14 protein-coding genes are annotated in these 21,066 nt (G+C 40.1%); 10 read left to right on the top strand and 4 right to left on the bottom strand.

The window, feature by feature from the left end; all coding sequences use genetic code 11:
* Window positions 1-7 precede the first annotated feature (7 nt).
* The gene (locus AB4Z29_RS25215; RefSeq protein WP_441945740.1) at window positions 8-307 is read right to left on the bottom strand and encodes a MazG-like family protein; all 300 of its coding nucleotides are present in this window, start codon (window positions 305-307) and stop codon (window positions 8-10) included.
* 1,082 nt (window positions 308-1,389) lie between these two features.
* Here AB4Z29_RS25215 and AB4Z29_RS25210 point away from each other — a divergent pair.
* From AB4Z29_RS25210 to AB4Z29_RS25200, 3 genes are all read left to right on the top strand, one after another.
* A complete protein-coding gene (locus tag AB4Z29_RS25210) occupies window positions 1,390-2,877 on the top strand; it encodes an Eco57I restriction-modification methylase domain-containing protein (RefSeq protein ID WP_441945739.1) in 1,488 nt (495 codons plus the stop codon).
* Entirely contained in the window at window positions 2,874-3,815 is a 942-nt protein-coding gene (locus AB4Z29_RS25205; protein WP_441945738.1) for a BsuBI/PstI family type II restriction endonuclease, read from the top strand. Before AB4Z29_RS25210 ends, AB4Z29_RS25205 begins: the two co-directional genes overlap by 4 nt.
* Before the next feature lie 1,069 nt (window positions 3,816-4,884).
* Window positions 4,885-5,070, top strand: a complete 186-nt coding sequence (locus AB4Z29_RS25200; protein ID WP_441945737.1) for a hypothetical protein — start codon at window positions 4,885-4,887, stop codon at window positions 5,068-5,070.
* Between the two features lie 446 nt (window positions 5,071-5,516).
* Here the strand turns inward: AB4Z29_RS25200 and AB4Z29_RS25195 are convergent, their stop codons facing one another.
* Window positions 5,517-6,644 carry a hypothetical protein gene (locus AB4Z29_RS25195; RefSeq protein ID WP_441945736.1) on the bottom strand — a complete coding sequence of 376 codons (1,128 nt, stop codon included), beginning with the start codon at window positions 6,642-6,644 and terminating at the stop codon, window positions 5,517-5,519.
* A 761-nt stretch (window positions 6,645-7,405) separates the two neighbouring features.
* Here AB4Z29_RS25195 and AB4Z29_RS25190 point away from each other — a divergent pair.
* From AB4Z29_RS25190 to AB4Z29_RS25180, 3 genes are all read left to right on the top strand, one after another.
* The gene (locus tag AB4Z29_RS25190) at window positions 7,406-9,103 is read left to right on the top strand and encodes a DUF262 domain-containing protein (protein ID WP_441945735.1); all 1,698 of its coding nucleotides are present in this window, start codon (window positions 7,406-7,408) and stop codon (window positions 9,101-9,103) included.
* Between the two features lies 1 nt (window position 9,104).
* A complete protein-coding gene (locus AB4Z29_RS25185) occupies window positions 9,105-11,222 on the top strand; it encodes a DUF262 domain-containing protein (protein ID WP_441945734.1) in 2,118 nt (705 codons plus the stop codon).
* A 747-nt stretch (window positions 11,223-11,969) separates the two neighbouring features.
* The gene (locus AB4Z29_RS25180; RefSeq protein WP_441945733.1) at window positions 11,970-12,383 is read left to right on the top strand and encodes a hypothetical protein; all 414 of its coding nucleotides are present in this window, start codon (window positions 11,970-11,972) and stop codon (window positions 12,381-12,383) included.
* 240 nt (window positions 12,384-12,623) lie between these two features.
* On the opposite strand, the gene AB4Z29_RS25175 is transcribed toward AB4Z29_RS25180, so the two are convergent.
* Both AB4Z29_RS25175 and AB4Z29_RS25170 read right to left on the bottom strand, forming a co-directional pair.
* Window positions 12,624-13,328 carry a response regulator transcription factor gene (locus AB4Z29_RS25175; RefSeq protein ID WP_441945732.1) on the bottom strand — a complete coding sequence of 235 codons (705 nt, stop codon included), beginning with the start codon at window positions 13,326-13,328 and terminating at the stop codon, window positions 12,624-12,626.
* Window positions 13,325-15,481 (bottom strand): ATP-binding protein, encoded by a 2,157-nt coding sequence (locus AB4Z29_RS25170; RefSeq protein WP_441945731.1) that lies wholly within the window; start codon window positions 15,479-15,481, stop codon window positions 13,325-13,327. Before AB4Z29_RS25170 ends, AB4Z29_RS25175 begins: the two co-directional genes overlap by 4 nt.
* A 531-nt stretch (window positions 15,482-16,012) precedes the next feature.
* Here AB4Z29_RS25170 and AB4Z29_RS25165 point away from each other — a divergent pair.
* The 4 genes from AB4Z29_RS25165 to AB4Z29_RS25150 all read left to right on the top strand — a co-directional run bounded on the left by AB4Z29_RS25165 (window position 16,013) and on the right by AB4Z29_RS25150 (window position 21,047).
* Window positions 16,013-17,371, top strand: coding sequence for a hypothetical protein (locus tag AB4Z29_RS25165; protein WP_441945730.1), 1,359 nt, complete (start codon window positions 16,013-16,015; stop codon window positions 17,369-17,371).
* Between the two features lie 126 nt (window positions 17,372-17,497).
* Window positions 17,498-17,707, top strand: coding sequence for a hypothetical protein (locus tag AB4Z29_RS25160; protein WP_441945729.1), 210 nt, complete (start codon window positions 17,498-17,500; stop codon window positions 17,705-17,707).
* A gap of 471 nt (window positions 17,708-18,178) precedes the next feature.
* Window positions 18,179-20,026: a cache domain-containing sensor histidine kinase gene (locus tag AB4Z29_RS25155; RefSeq protein ID WP_441945728.1), complete on the top strand. Its 1,848-nt coding sequence runs from the start codon at window positions 18,179-18,181 to the stop codon at window positions 20,024-20,026.
* Complete coding sequence (locus tag AB4Z29_RS25150; protein WP_441945727.1) at window positions 20,001-21,047, top strand: response regulator transcription factor; 1,047 nt, start codon at window positions 20,001-20,003, stop codon at window positions 21,045-21,047. The genes AB4Z29_RS25155 and AB4Z29_RS25150 overlap by 26 nt, the downstream gene beginning before the upstream one ends.
* Window positions 21,048-21,066 lie beyond the last annotated feature (19 nt).

Below are 21,066 nucleotides of genomic sequence, written 5' to 3'. Positions count from 1 at the left end.
GTGTATCTTACCATGTTCTAGTTTTGTTAATTTCAGTCTTCTCCAAGAAGGATCTTTCAAGGTTAATATCCAATTTATTAGCAAGATCACATATATTCCAAACGATATCGTACATTTCAAGTCCAAGATGTTTTTTAATTTCATCAATGTTATCACGATCTGGATGGTAAGAAATATGTAGTAGTTCCCTAACCATCTCGCCAACTTCGGTAACAAGAAAAAGTGCTCTTTGTTCAATTGTTGACTTATCAAATCCCTTGGCAATACTGAAATCATTAATTTGCTTTTGCAATTCTGATATTTGCATTTTTAATCTTCCTTTATAATTTTTTGTGAGTACGTTAACTCATATTGATTATTATAAAGACAAAGTAAATAGTTTACAAAGAATGCTGATTACAGGGTGAACAGCAATAAGATGCTTGTGAGAAGAGTTAGTTAGTGGAGTTATGACATGATGAAAGGTGCATTTCAGGTGAATATGAGTTCAACAGAGTTTGTAACTAAGATGGAATTGAGTTAGATCATAGGGAATCTTATTCTAAAAATGAACATAATAAAGGTCTTATTCTAGCAATGCCTAGTAATCAAAGACCTTGGGGGCCAAATGTTGATAATATTGAAAATAAACAAGATTTCTTTTTGGGATTTCATCTCGATAAAATCAAACAAGCTGTTTATTTAGTTTTTGCAGAGCTTCTAAAGGATATACAATGCGGAAATCGGTCAAATACTAAGCAAATAGATAGTTTAGATTATAACATTTCAATATTTGAACAGCTTGAGTTGGTCTATGTAGTCTAGATGATTTTGTTAAGAGTGACTCAACTGACAGTATTACTTAGGAACTAAGTAGGGGAAGAAAATACAAGTTTGAGCAAACAGGCTATGCACTTGCTCTCGAATATCTACGCAATTTTGAGGTAAAAGCAATCAAGCCCTATTTGCATGTTAAAGTATTCTTAGTAAAGAATGACTTAATTCTTACAACGGATACCGTCCGAGATAGAAACAGTCAAAAATCGTAGTGCAAATACTTTGGAATTCGAGGTGATATTTAATATGGCTCTACTGTGCTGTTAATTATGTTAATATTTACGGAAGCAACCCAAAATGTCATCTATATGAACTTAAACATAATGTATTATGGGCATGTCCAAACAAGCGGTATAACTTTACGAATGTTCCTTAGAGCAGGATCATTGCTTAGATTTAGGCATTGTAGTATTATTATATTTGTCCGAAAGCATCGGCAAAATCCTCGATGGGGAACACCATCGGGGATTTTTTATTGTATATAGTATGTTGGTTAATTTGTAAAATGATTTAATTTTAGTAAGGCTCGATATTAAAATGAAATTTAAATTTGCGTAAGCAAGAGGTGCAAACATGATGCAAATACTTGAGACTTTAGATAAAGAGCGGATGGCTATTAATCCATTACTCAAGCGTAAATCCGAGCTGGGTCAATTTTTGACTCCATCTAGTGTTGCCAAATTTATGGCATCACTTTTTGATAAACAAACAATGACTAGTCCAAAGATCTTAGACGCCGGAGCAGGAATTGGTGTTTTAACTAGTGCATTTTTAGATCGTCTTGTAACTGAAAAATTGAGTGATACTGCCAATGTCAATGTTGTTGAAATAGATGAGATTTTAAGAACGCGACTCATGTCTTCATTATCTTTATTTGATGGGAAAATAAAACTTAGCAGCCATGTAATTGATGAGGACTTTATAGAATGGGCGACCAATACTCTACATGATGAAAATAGCTTGCTGGGCGCTACAAAAACTCGCTTTACTCATGCAATTTTGAATCCACCATATAAGAAAATTATGAGTTCATCACGTCACCGCAAGCTTTTACGGAGTGTTGGTATTGAAACCGTCAATCTGTATTCTGCATTTGTTGGTCTAGCAATTAATTTAATGGAAGAAAATGGTCAGATTGTTGCGATAATTCCGAGAAGCTTCTGTAACGGACCATATTTCCGTCCCTTTCGTCAACTTCTCTTAGAAAAGACGGCGATAATACACATGCACTTGTTTGACTCGCGGGATAAGGCATTTAAGGACGATGAAGTATTACAAGAAAATGTTATTATGATGCTTGAGCGGGGAAGAGTTCAAGGTGACGTTACAATTTCAACTTCAAAGGATGACAGTTTTAATGATTATGTAGAGAATAGTTATCCTTTTAAGAAAATTGTCCAACCTATGGATTCGGAGGTATTTATTCATATCCCAACCTCAAATGAAGAAAGTTTTATTGAAAAGTATCCGTCTGTTTGTTTTTCGCTTAAAGAAATCGGTGTGGAAGTTTCTACGGGGCCGGTTGTTGATTTCCGAGTAAAAAGTTACTTGAGGGATATGCCTGAAGAAGGTACAGTACCTTTATTTTATCCTAACCACTTTGTTGGAACCCACACGGAATACCCAAAGATTATGAAAAAGTCAAATGCAATAGTAAGAGACGATGCTATTGAAAAGTGGTTATATCCTAATGGATATTATACCGTTGTAAAACGGTTCTCGTCGAAAGAGGAAAAGCGCCGAATCGTAGCTGGGGTTTTAAGCCCTCAAAGTGTTGATTATCCCGTAGTTGGCTTCGAAAACGGATTGAATGTTCTCCATTTTCAAAAGAAAGGTATTCAGGCAGATTTGGCTTTCGGTCTGTATGCATATCTGAACTCTACCGCTGTCGACAAATACTTCAGGGTATTTAATGGTCATACACAGGTGAATGCAACTGATCTTAGAACCATGAAGTTTCCTAGTCGTGAAAAACTTGAAAAACTTGGTAGATGGGTTATGTCCTACTCTGGTAAAATAGAGCAAGAGGAACTCAATCAAAAGTTGGAGGATATTTTATGACAGAGGGCACCCATCCTAATATTGAAGAGGCATTAGATATACTTAAAGCCCTTGGCTTACCTAGAGCACAGCTTAATGAACGATCTGCTCTTTGCTTATTAGCAATATTGAATATTGCACCTGGTGATACATGGAAAGATGCAGAGAATCCATTAATCGGCATTACTCCGATGATGGACTTCAGTCGGACGAATTACGGCAAAGAGTATGCTCCCAATACTCGAGAAACATTTAGACGCCAAACGATGCATCAATTTATCGATGCGGGTATTTCTTTATATAACCCTGACAAGCCAACCAGAGCAGTCAATAGTCCAAAAGCCGTTTATCAAATTGAACCTGAGGCATTAAAGTTAGTAAGGAAGTTTGGTACTCATGAATGGGGTGCTTCTTTAGGAGCATATCTTGCGACTAGACAAACGCTTGTGGAACGGTATGCCAAAGAACGCGAACAAAACAGACTACCTGTACAGGCAGCTCCTGGAAAGCAAATTATGTTGAGTCAAGGTGAGCATAGTGAGTTAATAAAAGCAATCATTGAAGATTTTGCCGCGCGTTATGTACCAGGGGGTATTCTGATATATGCTGGGGATACTGGTGGGAAATATTTCGATGAAGATTTGTTAAGTAAACTTGGAGTTACGCTTGACTCCCATGGAAAGATGCCAGATGTCGTCATTTATTATCCTGAGAAGGACTGGTTGTTACTGGTCGAATCAGTAACAAGTCACGGACCTGTTGATGGAAAACGACATGATGAGCTAGCAAAGTTATTTGAAAGTTCTTCAGCAGGGATTGTATATGTTACAGCCTTTCCAAACAGATCTGTTATGGCAAGATATCTGAGTGTCATTGCATGGGAAACCGAAGTATGGGTTGCGGATGCCCCGTCCCATCTTATTCACTTTAATGGAATAAGGTTTTTAGGACCATACTGATACTAGAGTATGAATTCGCCGTGACGAAAGCTCGGTTCTTTTCTTTAAACCTCGATATAAAACTACACATGTTGCTCTCACTATATTTTTAATTAACGGCTGTTGATTATTGGAAAATGCTAGACTTCCAGTGACAAGGATAACCGAAAATTGTAGTAAATATGCATTGACTCTAACTATTCAAAACATATAGGATCGGTAATATTGATTGTTAGTAAGTGAGATATTGTAGGATAGCTTATTGTCGAAATTGAAAAATGGATTTAAAATCAAAGTTAAGCGCCTAACGAGGCGCTTTTTTACTATATATCCATGAGAAGGGAATGGATGCGATTAGACGCAAATTGTTTTAAGTGACGGATTGTAATATGAAGTACGGCACTTAAAAACAACAAAAAGTACATGAATAGATTCGTGTAAATGACCATTATACAGTGAGACTCACCATGGGTTACAGACATCCTAGCATAACAGAACCAAGTAATAAATTATATTGTCGAAATGAGATGGTCGACCCGAGCCATCGAAAGAGTTAGGTCGTTATCACTCTACGATCGCGCGTAAGATAGGATGAGGCTGGTTGTTTACACTGCTGAGCCGATTCAAATGGCTTATGAGCAGCGTAGACGCTCGACTGTACCTGGCTGGTAAGTACAATGTCAAGCAGAGAAGCGTAGAAACGAATTTGAGCTATTTGTCAGTTTCAAAACCATCTAAAGAGGGTTTTACTCAGTTCTTCTTGCACATGGAGATAGGTTATGCTAACGGCACAAAGTGAAGTGTTGAAATCCGATGAAAACACGTGGCTGCTTTCTGGTAGTCAGACCAATCAGTCAACATCATAAAGACATTCGTAAACGCGAAACTTTTGGTCATTGGTAGATCAAAACAGTGGAATTTAGCATGGGACAAAACAAGCCCTGTGCTGCACATTAATTAAATGAAAGACGCGTCTATGTAGGGTAATAAAAATTCAGAATAACCTCGTACTCTATGGAGATCATTCTGTGTGTTTGACTAAAGCAAAACGACTTAATGTCTTACATTATCGCAAAGGAGTTAATACAGTATGAAAAAAATAAAACCGTTAATGGTTCGTCAGGGAGCAGCTATTCGAAGACGTATTAATAATGGTGATGATGGTGTAATGGCGATTCCAACTCCACCAGAAGAACGCGTACAATCTCATGAAGAAATGCAGAATTTCATAATACGGTTTAGGGAGAAAGAAAGTAATAAGCAAACAGAGAAATAAAATTGAGGTTGAGTGTCACCGAGGAAATTCGGARGATGCTTGACCTCTTTTTATATAGCATCAGGGCTGCGTGTGTGCAAAGAAAATATAGTTGTAGAATAAGTGTATTGATTTTATTGGGATTAGAAACGAGAAATGAAAAATAAGTGTTAGACTGCCTCATGATCATGATTTGGTAAAGGATGAAAGCTAGAAAATAAAGTGTTACACTCCCCGGTACGGTCCTTAAACGGTGCGCTGCCTCCCACAGTTGACTACGTCCGGAAGCACCAAGAGCGTAAGCTGCAACTGCACGTTCTGTCTCCGACACGGCGCATCAGCCGCCGCCGCTGGTTGAGTCCGTTTACGTCGAACAAAGCGCCTGCGCGGTCCTGACTCAGAAGAACATTCAGGTTTATGTGTTTAAGATAGAGTGGCAGGTGGTCGCCTCCGTTCGGGCCGACCTGTTATTCAATTTCTTCTAGTTCCACATCAACACCGCGCCCAGAAACAGAAAAACTCCCTGCAGTATAACCACAATTAAAAAAGGGCTTGCTTGTAGATCTTACTCTAAAGCCATCACGTTCCCCTTCTTTAAACTGTTCGATTTCGAATTCGGCTGTGAAATAAGGATGAGGATATCCTTTTGGTATTTTTTTAATGTCACTTTCATGCAGCTTGCACTCGATAATCTGTGTATCACCGATTTTTATAGGTGAGATACTAGATAAGTGCTTGCTCACTCGTTCGTCATATTCAAATCCGAGAATGATTGAAATACCGTCGTGCAGCAATTTCCCTAAGGCTGGTATAAGTAGGATGCAATCATTGTACAAATTTTGAAAGGATTCAAAGCCATGAGCAATTTTATTTCGTAATTTTGATATTTTTTTCCAAGTATCTTTATTTATATTTATTTCTGTTACGAATCTTTCCAAGCCTTGTTTAGTTGTCCGCTCATCGTAGTATGTTTGACCGGTTTTAAAACATTTTTTTTCGATAACTTCTTTTCCGCCATTCTCGCATTCGTAATGTTCAGCTAGTAACGGATTAAGCGTTTCGAGACCTTGCCAAAGGGCGAGGAACTGATCGAGTGGATCGTCTTCATTGAGCCCTTTGCGGAACCATCGGATGGAGCGATAAAGACGATCCTTTTTCTTTCCTTCATACCCCCAGACTGCCTCCAGATGGTTATGGTACGTTTCGAGATCGGCTATTTGCAGTCGAGAAATCGGGATATTATAAAAATACTGAATAAAAGCACGCTCAGTGATTCCCTCTGAAATATCATAACCCAGTATAGGAATTGATTTATGAGACTCAACGCTTGTCTCCAAGCTAAGAACAGATAGGAAAAATTCCGACATTTCGGTTGCGAAACTAACGGCTAAGCTCAAGTCAGGTGATTCTCCTTCAAACTCCAAAATCCAACCATATTTAATGCCGGAAAGCTGCTGATCTATCTCACTTTTAATTCGGCGTAGCGTAAATTTGAATGTTTCAGCTCTGAAGATATATTCTTCTCGATCAGGTTTGAGCATTATGCTCGTTTTTGTAGCGAGAAGAACTCGATACATTCCCATATCAATTGTCATCGATCAGACACCCCTTCTTTTAATATGAAAACATCGTATATCTTGCACTATTAACAGGGTGAATTTATTACGATTACAGTTGCATTTTACATAAGCATTAGCGTATGCCTTAACCGCCGCCAATTCGTACTGATCGATGCGGCAAGTCAGCTAGTAGCAGCCGTCCGCGCCAACCAGGACGCCTGTCGGATCGTTTACAAGGGGCAACGAGGAACCCTTGTAACATGATGGCTGGAAGCAACCTGGTGTTTGGAACTGCCGGCTAACGCCGATAGCCACGCCCGATGCGTCCTGAAGGGCGAGCTGCCGGTCTACAACTTTATTTTCCTAGTCTATTACTTGATTTTCTCAATCTAACACGTATTTTTCAGTCTAATATTTTATTTTCTTTTCACAGCGGGATGCCGATATGTCATAACGTGTCATTGGGGTGCTTCTGCGCGGAGTAAATAAAGTTGTAGACTGTCCAATACGAGATAGGACTTGAGCTATCGTTAGCATTTGGAAAAATAAGCTTTAGGTTCATAGGTGTATTATTGAACAAAGCTGCATCTAAATGATTATCAGTACTTATTACAAATCCTTATTCAAAACATAATTATACATCCAAAAAGACAAACTTCAACATATTTAGAGGAAATTCCTATCTAATAAAGAATTAATTATAAGAAGTAGTAGGCAGATTTAAAGTATCCGTAAAAATTAACATTGGAGAGGAAGATTATGTTTTGACATGTCTAGTTCCAAAGAGTATTGGAGAAATGATGAATGCAAGTATTCCCTTCTGGATTCCTTCATATCAACGTGGTTATCGATGGACATCTATGCAAGTTACACAACTCTTAGATGATATTTGGGAGTTCCATCGTATGGATCCTAAGAAAGACGATTTCTATTGGTTACAACCCATAATCATAAAACAGTGTGATAAAGGAATAGAAGTAATTGATGGACAGCAACGATTGACGACAGTATTACTCATTGTGAAGTATATCCAGTCTATTATTCCCTTTTATGATGGGTTAGGTTATACGTTGTCTTATGCAACACGGATTGGTAGTGAAAAATATATTACTAATATTAAAGATGGGGAATCCTTGAAAAATGATAACATAGACTTTTTTCATATGTTTAACGCATACGAGACAATTGATAATTGGTTTAGTAAGCATTCTGAAAAGAATGCCCCCATTTATATTTGGCAAAAACTGACGGATCAAGTTAAGGTGCTTTGGTATGAGATAGATGCGGATAATAATGAAATTAATATATTTACACGTATTAATATCGGAAAGATTCCCTTAACGAATGCAGAATTAATTAAAGCCTTATTCCTAAGTAAAAATAATTTAGGGTCTAATTTAGCACAGCATGAGTATTTAAGAATGAAGCAAATAGAGTTGGCAACACAATGGGATGCAATGGAGACCCGTTTGCGGCATCCGGATTTATGGTATTTTTTGCAATCAACACAAACTAAATATGAAAATCATATTGAGTGGCTATTTGAACTTGTGACTAATAATTTTTCTAAGTCGATTGATATGCATAGTTCATATCGGACATTCCATTTGTTTAATGATGAGATTGAGCGCCGTATAGAGCTCGGAGAATCCCGATATGAAGTAGTCGAGGCTATCTGGTCTGAGATTCAGACCCTATATTATCAGATAAATGAATGGTTTGATAACCGCGAGTTGTATCACTTGATTGGGTATTTACTTACAACAGGAAATTCTATTCAAGTCATTTTTAAAAATGCAAAATCGATGAAAAAAGATGTATTTATAAATTTTCTATATAACATGATTAAGAAACAATTGCATAATTGGGACATTATTAATCTTAACTATGAAACAGATCGTATGAAAGTGAAGCATATTTTACTACTTTATAATATCTTGACTTTGCAAAAAGATCAGTATTCCAAGCAAAGATTTGATTTTGATCGGTTTAAAAATGAGCAGTGGGATATCGAGCATATTCATGCTTTGCAAAGCCAGGTATTAATAAAACAAGATGAGCAGTTGTCGTTTGTTAGAGATGCATTAACTTTTGTAGAAGATATCTTACTTCGAACACAGTTAGAGCAATATGTGGAACTAATTTTAGAAGAAGCTTTGGAATTGGAAGAGTTTGAAAAAATCCAACAACAGGTCGTTGAACATTTCGGGGAAGGATACTCAAATCATATTTCAAATTGTACTTTATTAGATGCAAAGACCAATCGATCGTATAAAAATGCGATTTTCCCGAAAAAACGTGAGGAAATTATTTCACGAGATCAAAAAGGTGTTTATATTCCAATATGTACGAAGAACGTGTTTTTAAAATATTATAGTAAGCAGACAAAACAGATTCATCATTGGAACCAAGAAGATCGTGATGCCTATATGCAAAATATACTTGAAGTGTTGGCACCAGTTATGACAATACAAAGAGAAAGCCAGGTAGGATAATATGCATGAATCGAATGTATATTTTTTTTGGAAATTAATGGATGATTATAATATTACGATTCCTATTATACAACGTGATTATGCTCAAGGGAGAAAAGAGGCACACCATGTGCGTCATGAGTTTTTAAGTGTACTTTTTAATGCTCTTCAGACCGGTAAACAGATCGAATTAGATTTTATTTATGGCACAGTGAATGAGCCAAATCAATTTGCGCCACTAGATGGACAGCAACGCTTAACGACATTATTTTTGTTGCATTGGTATATTGCTTTAAAAGAAGCTAAATTAGCTTCCAATCAAGTAATATTTCAAAAGTTTACTTATGAAACAAGACTAAGCAGCAAGTTGTTTTGTAAAATGCTTGTGTCGCTCACAGATCTGAATTTAACAGAAGCGTCCTTGTCTAAGCAAATATTTAATGAAGCGAGTTTTTATTATGGTTGGAAACATGATCCTACAGTTTCATCAATGTTAACTATGATAGATACTATTCATTCTTTTTCAAAAGAATATGATTTGCCAGCAGATTTATTTGAAACCTTAAAGACTAACCCACCTATTACATTCCAATTTATCAATCTAGATACATTTCAATTGGAAGATACACTTTATATTAAGATGAATGCTCGTGGTAAACCTCTTACATCGTTTGAAAATTTCAAAGCGCGTTTACAACTATATATAAATGACGTTTTAAACATAGATGGTAAGAATTTTTTCGATAAGCTGGATACAGTTTGGTCGGATTATTTTTGGAAACATCAGAAAGACAATTATGATGAGTCATTTTTGCAATTCTTCTATGCGATTCTTTATAACCAATTAGCTCGTGATAATAAGAATCGAGATCGTTTATTTACATCAATTAATAGAAGGGAAAATATTCGGTTTGATGATTTATCTCACGTGAAACTTGATAGTGAATCCTGGATAAAGGAAATAGAATTAACTCTTGATAAACTATGCATTGGAACATTATTTAACGAACAGTCAGTCATTAATGTAAATAAGCTTATAGTCCAAGCAATGAACAATGAACTGAACTATGAGGAACGTGTGCAACTTTATGCTATAGTAGTATATATCCGTACATTTGGTGAAGATTTTATAGCATTTGAACGTTGGATGAGATTTATTCGTAATGTGACCGTAAATACGATTTATAACAGGGTCGAGGATTATATGCAGTCAATCCAATCGATTGATTTACTTATTAATCATGCTCAGAATTTAGATGTCTACCTGGCTGATTTAACCGTAAAGTTGACAGGATTTTTTGGTTTTCAGCTTTTACAAGAACAATTAAAAGCACAATTAGCACTAATAGATGGAGCATGGAAAGAAAAACTATATAGTGCAGAAGATCATGACTACTTTAAAGGTGACATTGACTTTCTGTTACAATTTATTGATGCCAAAGGGGTTGCGAATTGGTCGGGGCAAGAACAAATAGAAAAACAAACTTCCTTCTTAACCTATTATAAAAAAGCAGAAAGCATTTTTGGGAAGTCCGATTTGAAAGTGCCAATAAATTTACTTAGTCGAGCACTTCTCACAATTGGTGATTACTTACTTCAATCTGGACAAAATCGAAGTTTCTTAATCGAAGGCTTTGATCGTGATATTAGCTGGAAACGTTTCTTACGTCACCCTAACGTAGGTTATTTGAAACAACTTTTAGACGATGTAACACCTTCAACTATCAAGGCAGATTTACAACGAATTATTGATGAAAGTGATGTAACTGACTGGCGAAAATATTTTATCAAGTATCCCCGTATTTTAAATGAATGTTGCGGAAAACGGCGTTTTATTCGTTATTATGATGAAAAGCACATCTTACTACTTGATACAACGATGACTAGTGGATATTGCCAAGAATATTATAGCTATGCGATTTATACAGCTCTTTTACAAAATGGTATTCCGTGTGTATATTATAATTCAGTTGGGGCAATCAATCCGAAGTATGCCAAGCTTGCTAATAAAGCAAATAGTCTTTATTTTTACAATAAGCAGTTCTATATATTCGATCACGATGAACAGGTAATTGCAAAACCGAAGGATTTTAATGAGGCGCTAGAGAAAATGAGTGAATTAGCAAGCGTAAATGTGTAGTACTTAATTACGATAGCGTAAGTCACTATTGAAGAATAATCAACATCCTATGATAAGAGAGAAAAAACATTTGCTTTTGTAAACGCAAGAATCTAAAGAGATCAAGTGATTATTTGTATTGATGTAAAACTGATGTAAAACTGATGTAAAACATCAACAGACACCATCGGAATGAAACCCTCAAGATCGGAAGTAGTTTGGCAGAAAGCCCGTCGGATCAAGATTTCAGCAGATTGTAACATATCACCTCCTAAGCAATATGTTCCCTTGGACGACACATATCGAGTCTGTTGTATGGTTGAAGCGGGAGTAGTGTTTGAAGGCCGCATTTACCTGTATATTAAAGCCCGAATGCACTTAGCATTCGGGCTTCTGTGTTTGTAGAGGCCAACCGGGTCGAACGAAAGAAGTAGAGGCTAAGGGCTCCCCATCAACGTGATGATAGTTCTGCATATGGTTTATCTGATGGTTTTGCTGGCCCGCGAAACTGACTCCGCCAATCCTGAGAGAATTGTTACGAATCTAGGGACAAGAAATATGCTCGTTGCCGTTTTATTGTTGAAAGCGTGAACATAAAGCTTTCTTTACATTTCATATGTGGCGCAATCTACTATGATAAATTAGAAGTAATATTAGTAGGTTTTTGACGAAGAAGAGTTAGCTGTCATTTGAGATGGTAGATGCAGCCGGATACTTGGACCAAGGCATCGTTGCATATGACGACATTTGTAATTAGGAGGGAATGGCGTGAATATAAAATCCGTGCAGCCGGTCAGTGATTATTTCAAAGCGATGCAGCAATACAAGGACGCACGCGCGACGCAGGGTCAGTCGCAATTGGCATCTATTCGAAATATACTCATGCTGGGCAAGAAGCTGCGCACCGACGAAATGGACTACTTGCAGCGACATGATCCAAGTCTACACGATCAAGCACTGAGCCTCTCGATGGAACGCCAAGCGTATGAGTACGCATTGCAGAATAGTCGTAGCAAAGCGGATGCGAACTATTACAACACGTTCAAGCTGATGCAAATTGCCGGGCAACTAAAGCAGGGTGGTTCCGAGGAGCTGCAGATGCGTACGAACTCGATTCAGGAAGCTCATCGCGAGTTCTTACAATCAAGCAAGTATGCCTCACTGAGGTCAGGTGGGGCGTAACCGCCAGTATTGTAATGGATGATAAGAGGGGTGCCCCGAAGGCTGTGAACTATTGGCTTCAGGGCACCACTAGGACGAGAGCGATTATAAAAATAAGGTGTTGCGAAATACGATTAAGTTTCGGTTGTTTGAATCCCTCGCCGTGCAAGACTTTTTCCGTTGTCCCCACTTCGCTTTTGTCGCTTTGTCTTAAAAATGATTAATATTAGTGTATTAGCGGCAGTCGTGTTTATTGCCAACCTAATCACTTTGTTCGGGCTTGCTGGCAACCAGCTTATAGCCGGCACCTCGAACCGTAATGATTCTCTCAGGATTGACAGGATCTGCTTCGATTTTTTTTCGTAAATTACTGATGTGTACAGCGACCGTTCTTGTATCTTCCAGACTCTCCATTCCCCAGATGAGCTGAAACAACGCATCGGCACTGACGACACGATTAACGTTTTGTGCCATATAGGACAGTAGATTGAACTCTTTTTTCGATAAATAGATGGGCTCACTACCCATGTTGACGGACTGTGCATAGAAATCCAGCGTCAAACCTGGTAACTCCAGCAGTTGTTCCCTTCTGCCCTTCGACACTCTGCGAAGGTGAGCCTTGATCTTGGCCATGAGTACCCCCGGACTAAACGGCTTGGTCACATAATCGTCGCCGCCATAGGATAATGCGCTGATTTTCACTTCGTCTTCCTCACGACTGCTCAGAAACACGATCGGCGCATTCGTGTGAATACGTGCGTTCCTGCACCAGTCAATGCCGTTTTCATTAGCCAGCAGTACATCCAGTACAATCAAATCCGGCTCGAAAGACGCAAGCAGCTCCATAGCTTCTGTCCCGTTATGACTGTAGGAGGATATGAAACCTTCCCTCTCACAATACACCTGAACAATTTCGCAAATATGGGGATCATCATCGACGATCATAATTTTGTACGTTTCCTTCATACTGTCACCTTCCTGCTTTTCGAATACAAAGGCAGTGATATATAGAATATCGACCCCGTCTTGCCATCGCTCTCCGCTCGAACCGCCCCTCCATGCGCTTGTACGATTTCCCTGCAAATCGCCAGCCCGAGTCCGCTGCCCTCTACTTCCTTTTCCATGCCTGATCGATCATACCTGTAATTTCGATCGAAGATTTGCTCGAGCTGCTCTGGGGGAATACCCATGCCAGAGTCTTGTACGCTAATTATCGCAGAGCGGGTATCTTGCGCCTCGTCCACGGCTAGTGCAAGACGCACCATCCCACCAATAGAGGTGAACTTCATCGCGTTCGACACTAGGTTAAACAAAGCCTGCTCGAATCTTTGAGCATCTATCTCGACAACAGGCAAGTCAGGTCGTTGATCTTCCATATCTTCAATATCGAGTATGAAACCCAGCCCTGCGTCACGCACAACCAGCTCATATTGTTCAAAAAAACCACGCAAGAAGTCAAGGGCATAAACAGGCTCCATTCGATACGCTACTTGTCCCGTCTCCAGATGCGACAAGAAGGACAACTCCTCGATCATGCGGTTAATCCTTATCGTATTATCTCGGATATACTTCAGGTACTGTTCATTGCGCTCCGGCTTAACCATGTCCTTCACAGCTTCGACATAACCAAGCATGCTGGACAGCGGCATGCGCAAATCATGCGTAATGTAGGCCAGCAGCTTCTTCCTCCCTTGCTCGGATTGGAGTAACCGCTCATACGACGTACGGAGATCCTCGTGAGCTGCGGATAACGCATGTGTGCGCTCCATCACGATCCGCTCCAAATTGCTATTCATTTCAGTCAGTTTGTTATTAGCTTCCTGCAGCTCATGTGCAATCCTCTCTTCGTTCGTTGCTGCCCTCGTAAATCTTGAAGAAAGCAGAATCATCTGTGCGATCGTAAATACTAACAGACCAAACGGAGATGTATTTCCGATTAGCGACAATTCGTTGTAATATAAAAAATCGTTGATAACCGTAACGAGAGTAACCAATGACACGAGCAGGAAGATCAGCGCTCCTTCTATACGCCGCACAGCCGCTTGGGCAAGCCCCACCATCAGATAAACCATATGCAGAACAACGATTACACCAATCACCAGTAACATTTTTGAATAGATTAGTGCAGGGGTTATCACAACAATTAGACAGAGTGCGCCGGTTGCGATACGGGTGCCAAGACGAAACCATCGCGACACATAATTCGGGAAAATGCATTCAAAATACATGGTGATGATATATCCACTGATGCAAAGAATAAAATACTCGATCTTGAACTGCAATTCCCACGGAAAATGAGGAAGCAATTGTGTAATCATGACTTCGCCGTTCAACAAGGAGCGGATGCCGAACAACACGGTGAACAGTCCAAAATACAACGGCGCCTTGTCCTTGCGTCGCAGCACGAACAACAGCAGATTATACAATCCAATAACCAGCAGACATGAAGTTATGAACATATCTGTGGCAACTTTCAGATTTGTCTTGACCGTTAACACGTTGCTGCCACCTAGCTCTATATACTGGGTGATACCGCCTCGCTTATGATGAAAGTTCGCTACTTGCATAACAAGCTCTATCGTGTCGTTTTCGGGCTGGAAGAACACCAGTTTCGTTGCCAGATGCGGTTTCACGCCACTCTTGTCTAGGCCAACCACACCGACTTCTGCCAGCAGTTCTCCATTCACCCACAATTTATACGCATGAAATATAGAAGGCAGCCGCAGAGCAAGTCGCTCATTCCTATCCTGCTTGCTAAGCTCAATGACCAGCCGAAATGTTGCAAAACCTTCTCCTTTCAGCTCTTGACCATTAAGCGGGTAGCCTAGCCAGGATCCGGGAATGTTGATATATCGATCAACCTGTCCCCCTTTTTCGATATGGCTCCGTATATCCTCAGGCGAAAGCAGCTCTTGCCAGTAGAACGCCCATTCCCCCTGTAACTTTAGTGGATTCTTACTAACATGATCCTCCGTTAAATCTAGAATACCTTCTTTACTTTGAATCTCAGGGGAGTCCGGTGCCAATACAACGGCATAGCATGCTATCAAACCAAGAACAACGACAACAGCTATGTAAAGCAAGATAGTACGAGAACCGAATCGAAGAATATCCCTCATGATGAAGTTGACCCCAATCTACAAGATGCGCTTAAATTAGTTAATTATCTTAATGATAGCATCATAAAAAGAAAATGTGTTAATAGCGGTGATAAAATCCTCATTTACAAGCTACATCCAATTAACTTTGCAGTCTGTTTCTGTGGCAGGTTTTATCTTAAGTGTGAAGTTAAAGTTTTCTTTATGTTTCATTAATGGCCTTAACTACTATGATAAAATGCAGCTAGGGAAAATCTTTATATTCGTTCACTCCCAATGCCTGCACAGAAGGTAACCTACGACATAATTCTTGGCGACTACTCTGATGATAGTGGCGGTGGAGGTTTCCCAGGCTGGCCATTTTGATAAATAGTTAAAAGCTCTGCGATGTCACAAGCTTTATTCATGAAACAAGGGGTTTCTCAGTTATCTTCGATAATTGGGATATCTCTTGTTTGTTTAGCGTGGTTATTTGCTTACTTGAATCGGGTTACACGATCTTAATATGGGAATGTTGCTTATTGCTACTTGAATTGAAAAGGAGTTCATTCAATGATAAAAAGAATTCGTTCACTAACGCAATTCAAAGAGGCTTTCAAACGGGGTCTGGGTCATGCTTATATGGAGTTAAAAGAATGTGGAAATCGTGAAAAGTATAAAGATATTGTCTTATGGTCTTGTCTTCGTACCAAAAGCTATGACATGCAGTGCGAAGGTGGACGTGGCATCTTTTTATATCATGCTATTTGTCTATATGAAGATAAAAGCTTTTTTGAAGAGGCAATCATTCAAAAGTTTATGCAAAAGAATATAGATACATGGTTATTTGATCAATTGTGTGAGCTTTTATGTTTATTTTCAGAAGATGGCAGCACTAGAGCAAGGGAAGCATTATACCAAAAATATAACGCAATGCTTGGATTACTTTCATATCGCCCTAATCAATTAGTTAAGAATAACCTAGAATGGCTTTGTGTAAGGCTGACATCACTAGGTGGATTTCCTGCATTCAAGAGCATTGTTAAGCAGCTTGGTGAGAGCGCGTTAAGGAAAGGTGTGCCTGTTGATATGGATTGGTTCTACTCCTATGCGAAGAATAAGTTTGGGAATAAACGTGTCGTTTCCTATTTGCAGAACAATGCGATTAAATCTGATGCTGTAAAAGCCTTTCTAAACTCCGTATCGGATGACATGAATCCTAGTAAGCCAAGTATTGGTACACCAACATTAGAAGAACTGATTCAAGCATCAAGAGAAAAACGAAGCCGAAGCCGAGGGCTTGCACTCCGTTTTGCGAAAGTGGCTTCAGAAGAGGAGTTGTTAAAGCTAGCGGAATACGCTATTGAAGAATCAAATCTAGAGATTAAGCTAGAATTACTGTGGATCTTTAGGAAGGTTCGTTTTCCTCTAGGTGAGGCGTATGTTTTTGAGCTTGCAGAAAGTGAAAATCAATCGATACGTGATGTTGCTTTTGAGATGATGAAGCATATTGTCTCAGATAGAATACATGATTTCGCAATACATCTTCTGCAACAAAAGAAGGAACTTGCAAATGCTCTAAGTCTTATATGTTATTGCTATCGGCCTGAAGATGAAGCTTTGTTACTCGAAGGTATTCAAGGCTTGACCGTAACATACGAGGATGGCCGGTGGCATGGTGTCTTTATGGACATTGAGAATTTGTTGGACAACCGATCAGTTAAAATTAATCCATCCGTATTTATTTACATGTATAGTCAAACACTGTGTTCATATTGCCGACATGCTCTTATCTACAGAATGTCCAAAAGAAAAGTTCTCCCTCATGAGATTTTAGAAGAATGCGTATATGATAGCTACGAGGATACAAGGAAGTTTGCAGTACGAAAACTCAGAGATAAATTAAAGTCATTGTTACCTCCGCCTTCGTAATGCCAACCTCTTTTATTAATTAGCAATCCCCAGAATCTCTGCTAGATGATAGCTTCTACAGATAGGTAATAGATTGGATCATATTCTATCAACTATGAATATCTTGGTTTAAAGGAGTTGAGGAACTTGGACAATCAAAAAATAAACCTTACTATTCTTGGCTGCGCCGGGGGAGTAGTTAAATCCATTCTCTCTTTATTTGACAAATCGTTTGAAGATGTCAATGATCCAATCCATACGTTTATCAGCAGCATGAATCTTCATTTAGTTGATCAGAATCAAAAGAAAATGGAGTATTACGGTTGCCTCAAAAAAGTGGGATCCTCTCGAAGCTAACTTAAATGGTTTGCCATGGGAAGAAATGAAATATGTAAATCCTGAAATATTTCGTGCTTCTTTTGTATTACCCAATTATATAAAGAACAAGTTGGAAGAGAAGTGAAAATTCAACCCCGCTAAACAGGGGCGAGTGAGCATCATTGACTAATCGATTAGCATTAGGCGGTTAATCGTTTTATATGATTAACTTTTTCTGTAGTCTTAGTAAGACTGTCATCATTAGCTGACAGTCTTATTTATGTACGCCTAGCAGGAGTGCTATGTGTGCCTGGATTTTAATAGATCATTTTCATATGTACATTTGGCATAACTTCTATGGCTCCAAAATTCATGTCATAATCATCAGTTTTATGTCAAAATCATGATCAATCGTTTGATGAAAACGTAAATCGGTCTCGTCCTCAAAATTATCCACTATAATGGGTAGCATAACTTCATAACTATGGATGGCATAAAGGGGCAGACGATATGGGATTTTTCATGAATGCTTCGCTTCAGAAGAAAATTATTTTTTTAATGCTGCTGCTTTATGTGCCTCTTCCGCTGCTTGGGCAGTTTTGGTATGAGAAATCATACAAAGCAATTAAGGAGAATGCGATCGGCTCCAGCTATCAGTTAGTTAATCAGGTGAATGATCACTTGGACACGTATTTCAAGGAAATCCAGCGGCTAATGTATCCGGTTCTGGTGAATGACCTGACTTCGGATTTCTTAAATGGGAAGATGTCGGATTCCTTTGAGCGCTTTCGGCTGTCTGAGCAAGTAGAACGCAAGCTGCTGAATCCCCTTATGACCAATAGAGAGGACATACACGGTGTTTCGCTGGTCACCGGCAAAGGCATTGCTGTCTCCTCCTCCAGCTTTATGTCGGCAGAACGAAGATTTGCTATTTATGATGAGCGGATGAAGGATACAGGTAAATTTGTCATTATGGGATTGGAGCACGAAGAGGAGGGCCCGACCTTTCTTACGATGGCCATCAAATTCAGCAGCTTGAATTATGGCGATGAGGATAGAGGCATGCTGATCGTCGATTTGAAGCTGGACGAAGTGATTAACATCACCCAGAATGTCCGAATCGGCAAAACAGGCTATATATGGATTGCTGATCCCGAGCAGAAAACAGCCTATCATCCGAGCGGCTATGGAGCAGAAACGAGTATACCGGAGCATTACCTTAAGGAAATGGGGGACCAGCGTCGCGGGACATTTACGATGTCATCGGATGAAGGAAATAAGCTTGTTGTGTTTTTTCGCTCCAACAGCACCGGGCTTACGCTGTTCTCCGAGGTTCTCCTTGATGAGCTCAATTCCTCGCTGCTGAAGGTAAGCCGAATTTCTACGTTCGTTTCACTGTTCTTGTTTTTTCTCGTTATGGTCGTTGCAAGCGCAGTCATGTACTCTCTCAGCAACTCTCTGCTAACGCTACTGCGATTGATGAAGCGGGCAGAGCTGGGCGAGCTTGGCGTACGTGCCCCGGAGAACAAGAACGCGGAGATCGGGAGTCTTTATCGCGGCTTTAATAAGATGGTCGGCGAAATCAAACGGCTGGTCGAGATCGTTCACGTATCGGAGCTTAAGGAGAAAGAGTTGGAGGTGAAACAGAAGGAGGCGCTGCTGCATGCGATGCAGGCACAAATCAATCCTCACTTCCTGTACAATACACTCGAATTTATCAATTCCAGCGCGATTGTCGAGGGGAATGACAAAATCAGCCGCATGATTGTATCTCTTGGAGACATGTTCCGTTACAATGTGCAAAATCCGAATGATAAGGTTACTTTATGGGATGAGAAGCAGCATATCGAGGCTTATCTATCCATACAAGCCGAGCGTTACGAATCTTTGGCTTATTCGGTTGAAATGAATTCTGAGCTGGGCAAACGTGTGTTGTCCGTCCGTTCCATGCTGCAGCCGATCGTCGAGAACAGCTTCAAGCACGGCTTTCAAAAGCATAAAATACCGCCTAATTATGTCCGGGTATCCGCTACTGAGACGGCTGACGGCTGCCTGGTTTCCGTGGAAGACGGAGGCAAGGGCATGACGGAAAACGTACTCGATTCCTATAATCAGTTGTTTGATATGCCAATCAAGGAGCTGATGGAGCACAAGCCCTCGACAGCAAATAAAATGTCTATCGGATTGCTGAATGTGCATACTAGAATACGATTGCTGTTCGGAGAGCCTTACGGGCTGTTCATCGCCGCATCCGGCGTAGACGGCACCTGTATTGATATTTTGCTGCCCGTTAAGCTCGAAGACCATCATGATGGAAGCAAAGGAGACGGCCATGAACTACCGAATTCTTCTCGTTGACGATGAAGCGATGAGCAAGAAAAGTTTGTTTAAAATTTTGACCAGCGCGAATGCAAGCTACCAAATCGTCGGGGAAGCCGCTGATGGAGAGGAAGCACTTCTATTAGCCCGGCGGGAGCGGCCTCATCTGGTTATAACGGATATCAGCATGCCGGTTATGGATGGCATCGAGCTTATACAACGGCTGCGCGAGGACGGCAATGATATGGATATTATTATTTTGTCAGGCTACGGCGAGTTTGAATATGCGCAGGAAGCGCTTCGGCATGGCGTCGTGGATTATATTCTAAAGCCGATGAAGCCGGAGCAGGTGCTCGGGCTGGTAGCCAAGCGATTCGAGCATTTTATGAAATCCAGGCAGACGGCCATCATTAAAAATCAATTAATCGTACCGATCAGCTCGGCGGCAGAGCGGATCGGCCATGAGCTGTGGATTGCCAATGAGCCGGGTATGCGCCAAGAGATGAACAGCTTCTTTGGCCTGATGGACGATAATAGGGTCATGCAGGAAGAACGTATATCGATGCTGCGCGATGCGGCTTCTCTGATCCGAAACCGGCTGCTGCCGCAATTCCTGCATGAAGCGTGGGCATTCCCTTACGAGATCCAATGCTATCAACAAGCCTCGGGCTCTTTTGAAGCTTGGCTGGAAGGCCTTCTAAATGAAATCAGGGACAAGCGGAATTGGGGCAAGCGTGGCGTGATCCATCAGGCAATTGATTATATTAAGGCGAACTTTTCGGATTCCGAGCTCCATTTGGAGAAGGTGCTTGCCCCGCTCGGCATTTCCTCCACGCATTTCTACCATATGCTCATGGAAGAGACGGGCATGTCCTATATTGCCTACCTTACGCATATCCGGATGGAGCATGCCAAGGCGCTTTTGGAGCATAGCGATTTGAAAACGTACGAGGTCGGCCAGCGCTGCGGCTACCCGGATTATCCTCATTTTACGAAGCGGTTCAAAAGGCAAATTGGCTTGTCGCCATCGGAGTATCGAAAAAACATGCAGCATTTATGAAAGTTATGAAACCGCTAAC

The organism is Paenibacillus sp. 2TAB23 (assembly GCF_052115165.1).
Taxonomy (GTDB): domain Bacteria; phylum Bacillota; class Bacilli; order Paenibacillales; family Paenibacillaceae; genus Pristimantibacillus.
Note: the sequence above shows the minus strand (reverse complement) of the source record. Positions and strands in the feature narration are given on the sequence as shown.

Excerpts from the sequence above, each read along its gene's own strand:
- AB4Z29_RS25185 (WP_441945734.1), top strand. The coding sequence starts at position 9,105 with ATGCATGAATCGAATGTATATTTTTTTTGGAAATTAATGGATGATTAT.
- AB4Z29_RS25200 (WP_441945737.1), top strand. The coding sequence starts at position 4,885 with ATGAAAAAAATAAAACCGTTAATGGTTCGTCAGGGAGCAGCTATTCGA.
- AB4Z29_RS25165 (WP_441945730.1), top strand. The coding sequence starts at position 16,013 with ATGATAAAAAGAATTCGTTCACTAACGCAATTCAAAGAGGCTTTCAAA.
- AB4Z29_RS25155 (WP_441945728.1), top strand. The coding sequence starts at position 18,179 with ATGGGATTTTTCATGAATGCTTCGCTTCAGAAGAAAATTATTTTTTTA.
- AB4Z29_RS25215 (WP_441945740.1), bottom strand. The coding sequence starts at position 307 with ATGCAAATATCAGAATTGCAAAAGCAAATTAATGATTTCAGTATTGCC.
- AB4Z29_RS25195 (WP_441945736.1), bottom strand. The coding sequence starts at position 6,644 with ATGACAATTGATATGGGAATGTATCGAGTTCTTCTCGCTACAAAAACG.
- AB4Z29_RS25190 (WP_441945735.1), top strand. The coding sequence starts at position 7,406 with ATGATGAATGCAAGTATTCCCTTCTGGATTCCTTCATATCAACGTGGT.
- AB4Z29_RS25175 (WP_441945732.1), bottom strand. The coding sequence starts at position 13,328 with ATGAAGGAAACGTACAAAATTATGATCGTCGATGATGATCCCCATATT.
- AB4Z29_RS25210 (WP_441945739.1), top strand. The coding sequence starts at position 1,390 with ATGATGCAAATACTTGAGACTTTAGATAAAGAGCGGATGGCTATTAAT.
- AB4Z29_RS25205 (WP_441945738.1), top strand. The coding sequence starts at position 2,874 with ATGACAGAGGGCACCCATCCTAATATTGAAGAGGCATTAGATATACTT.
- AB4Z29_RS25170 (WP_441945731.1), bottom strand. The coding sequence starts at position 15,481 with ATGAGGGATATTCTTCGATTCGGTTCTCGTACTATCTTGCTTTACATA.
- AB4Z29_RS25150 (WP_441945727.1), top strand. The coding sequence starts at position 20,001 with ATGAACTACCGAATTCTTCTCGTTGACGATGAAGCGATGAGCAAGAAA.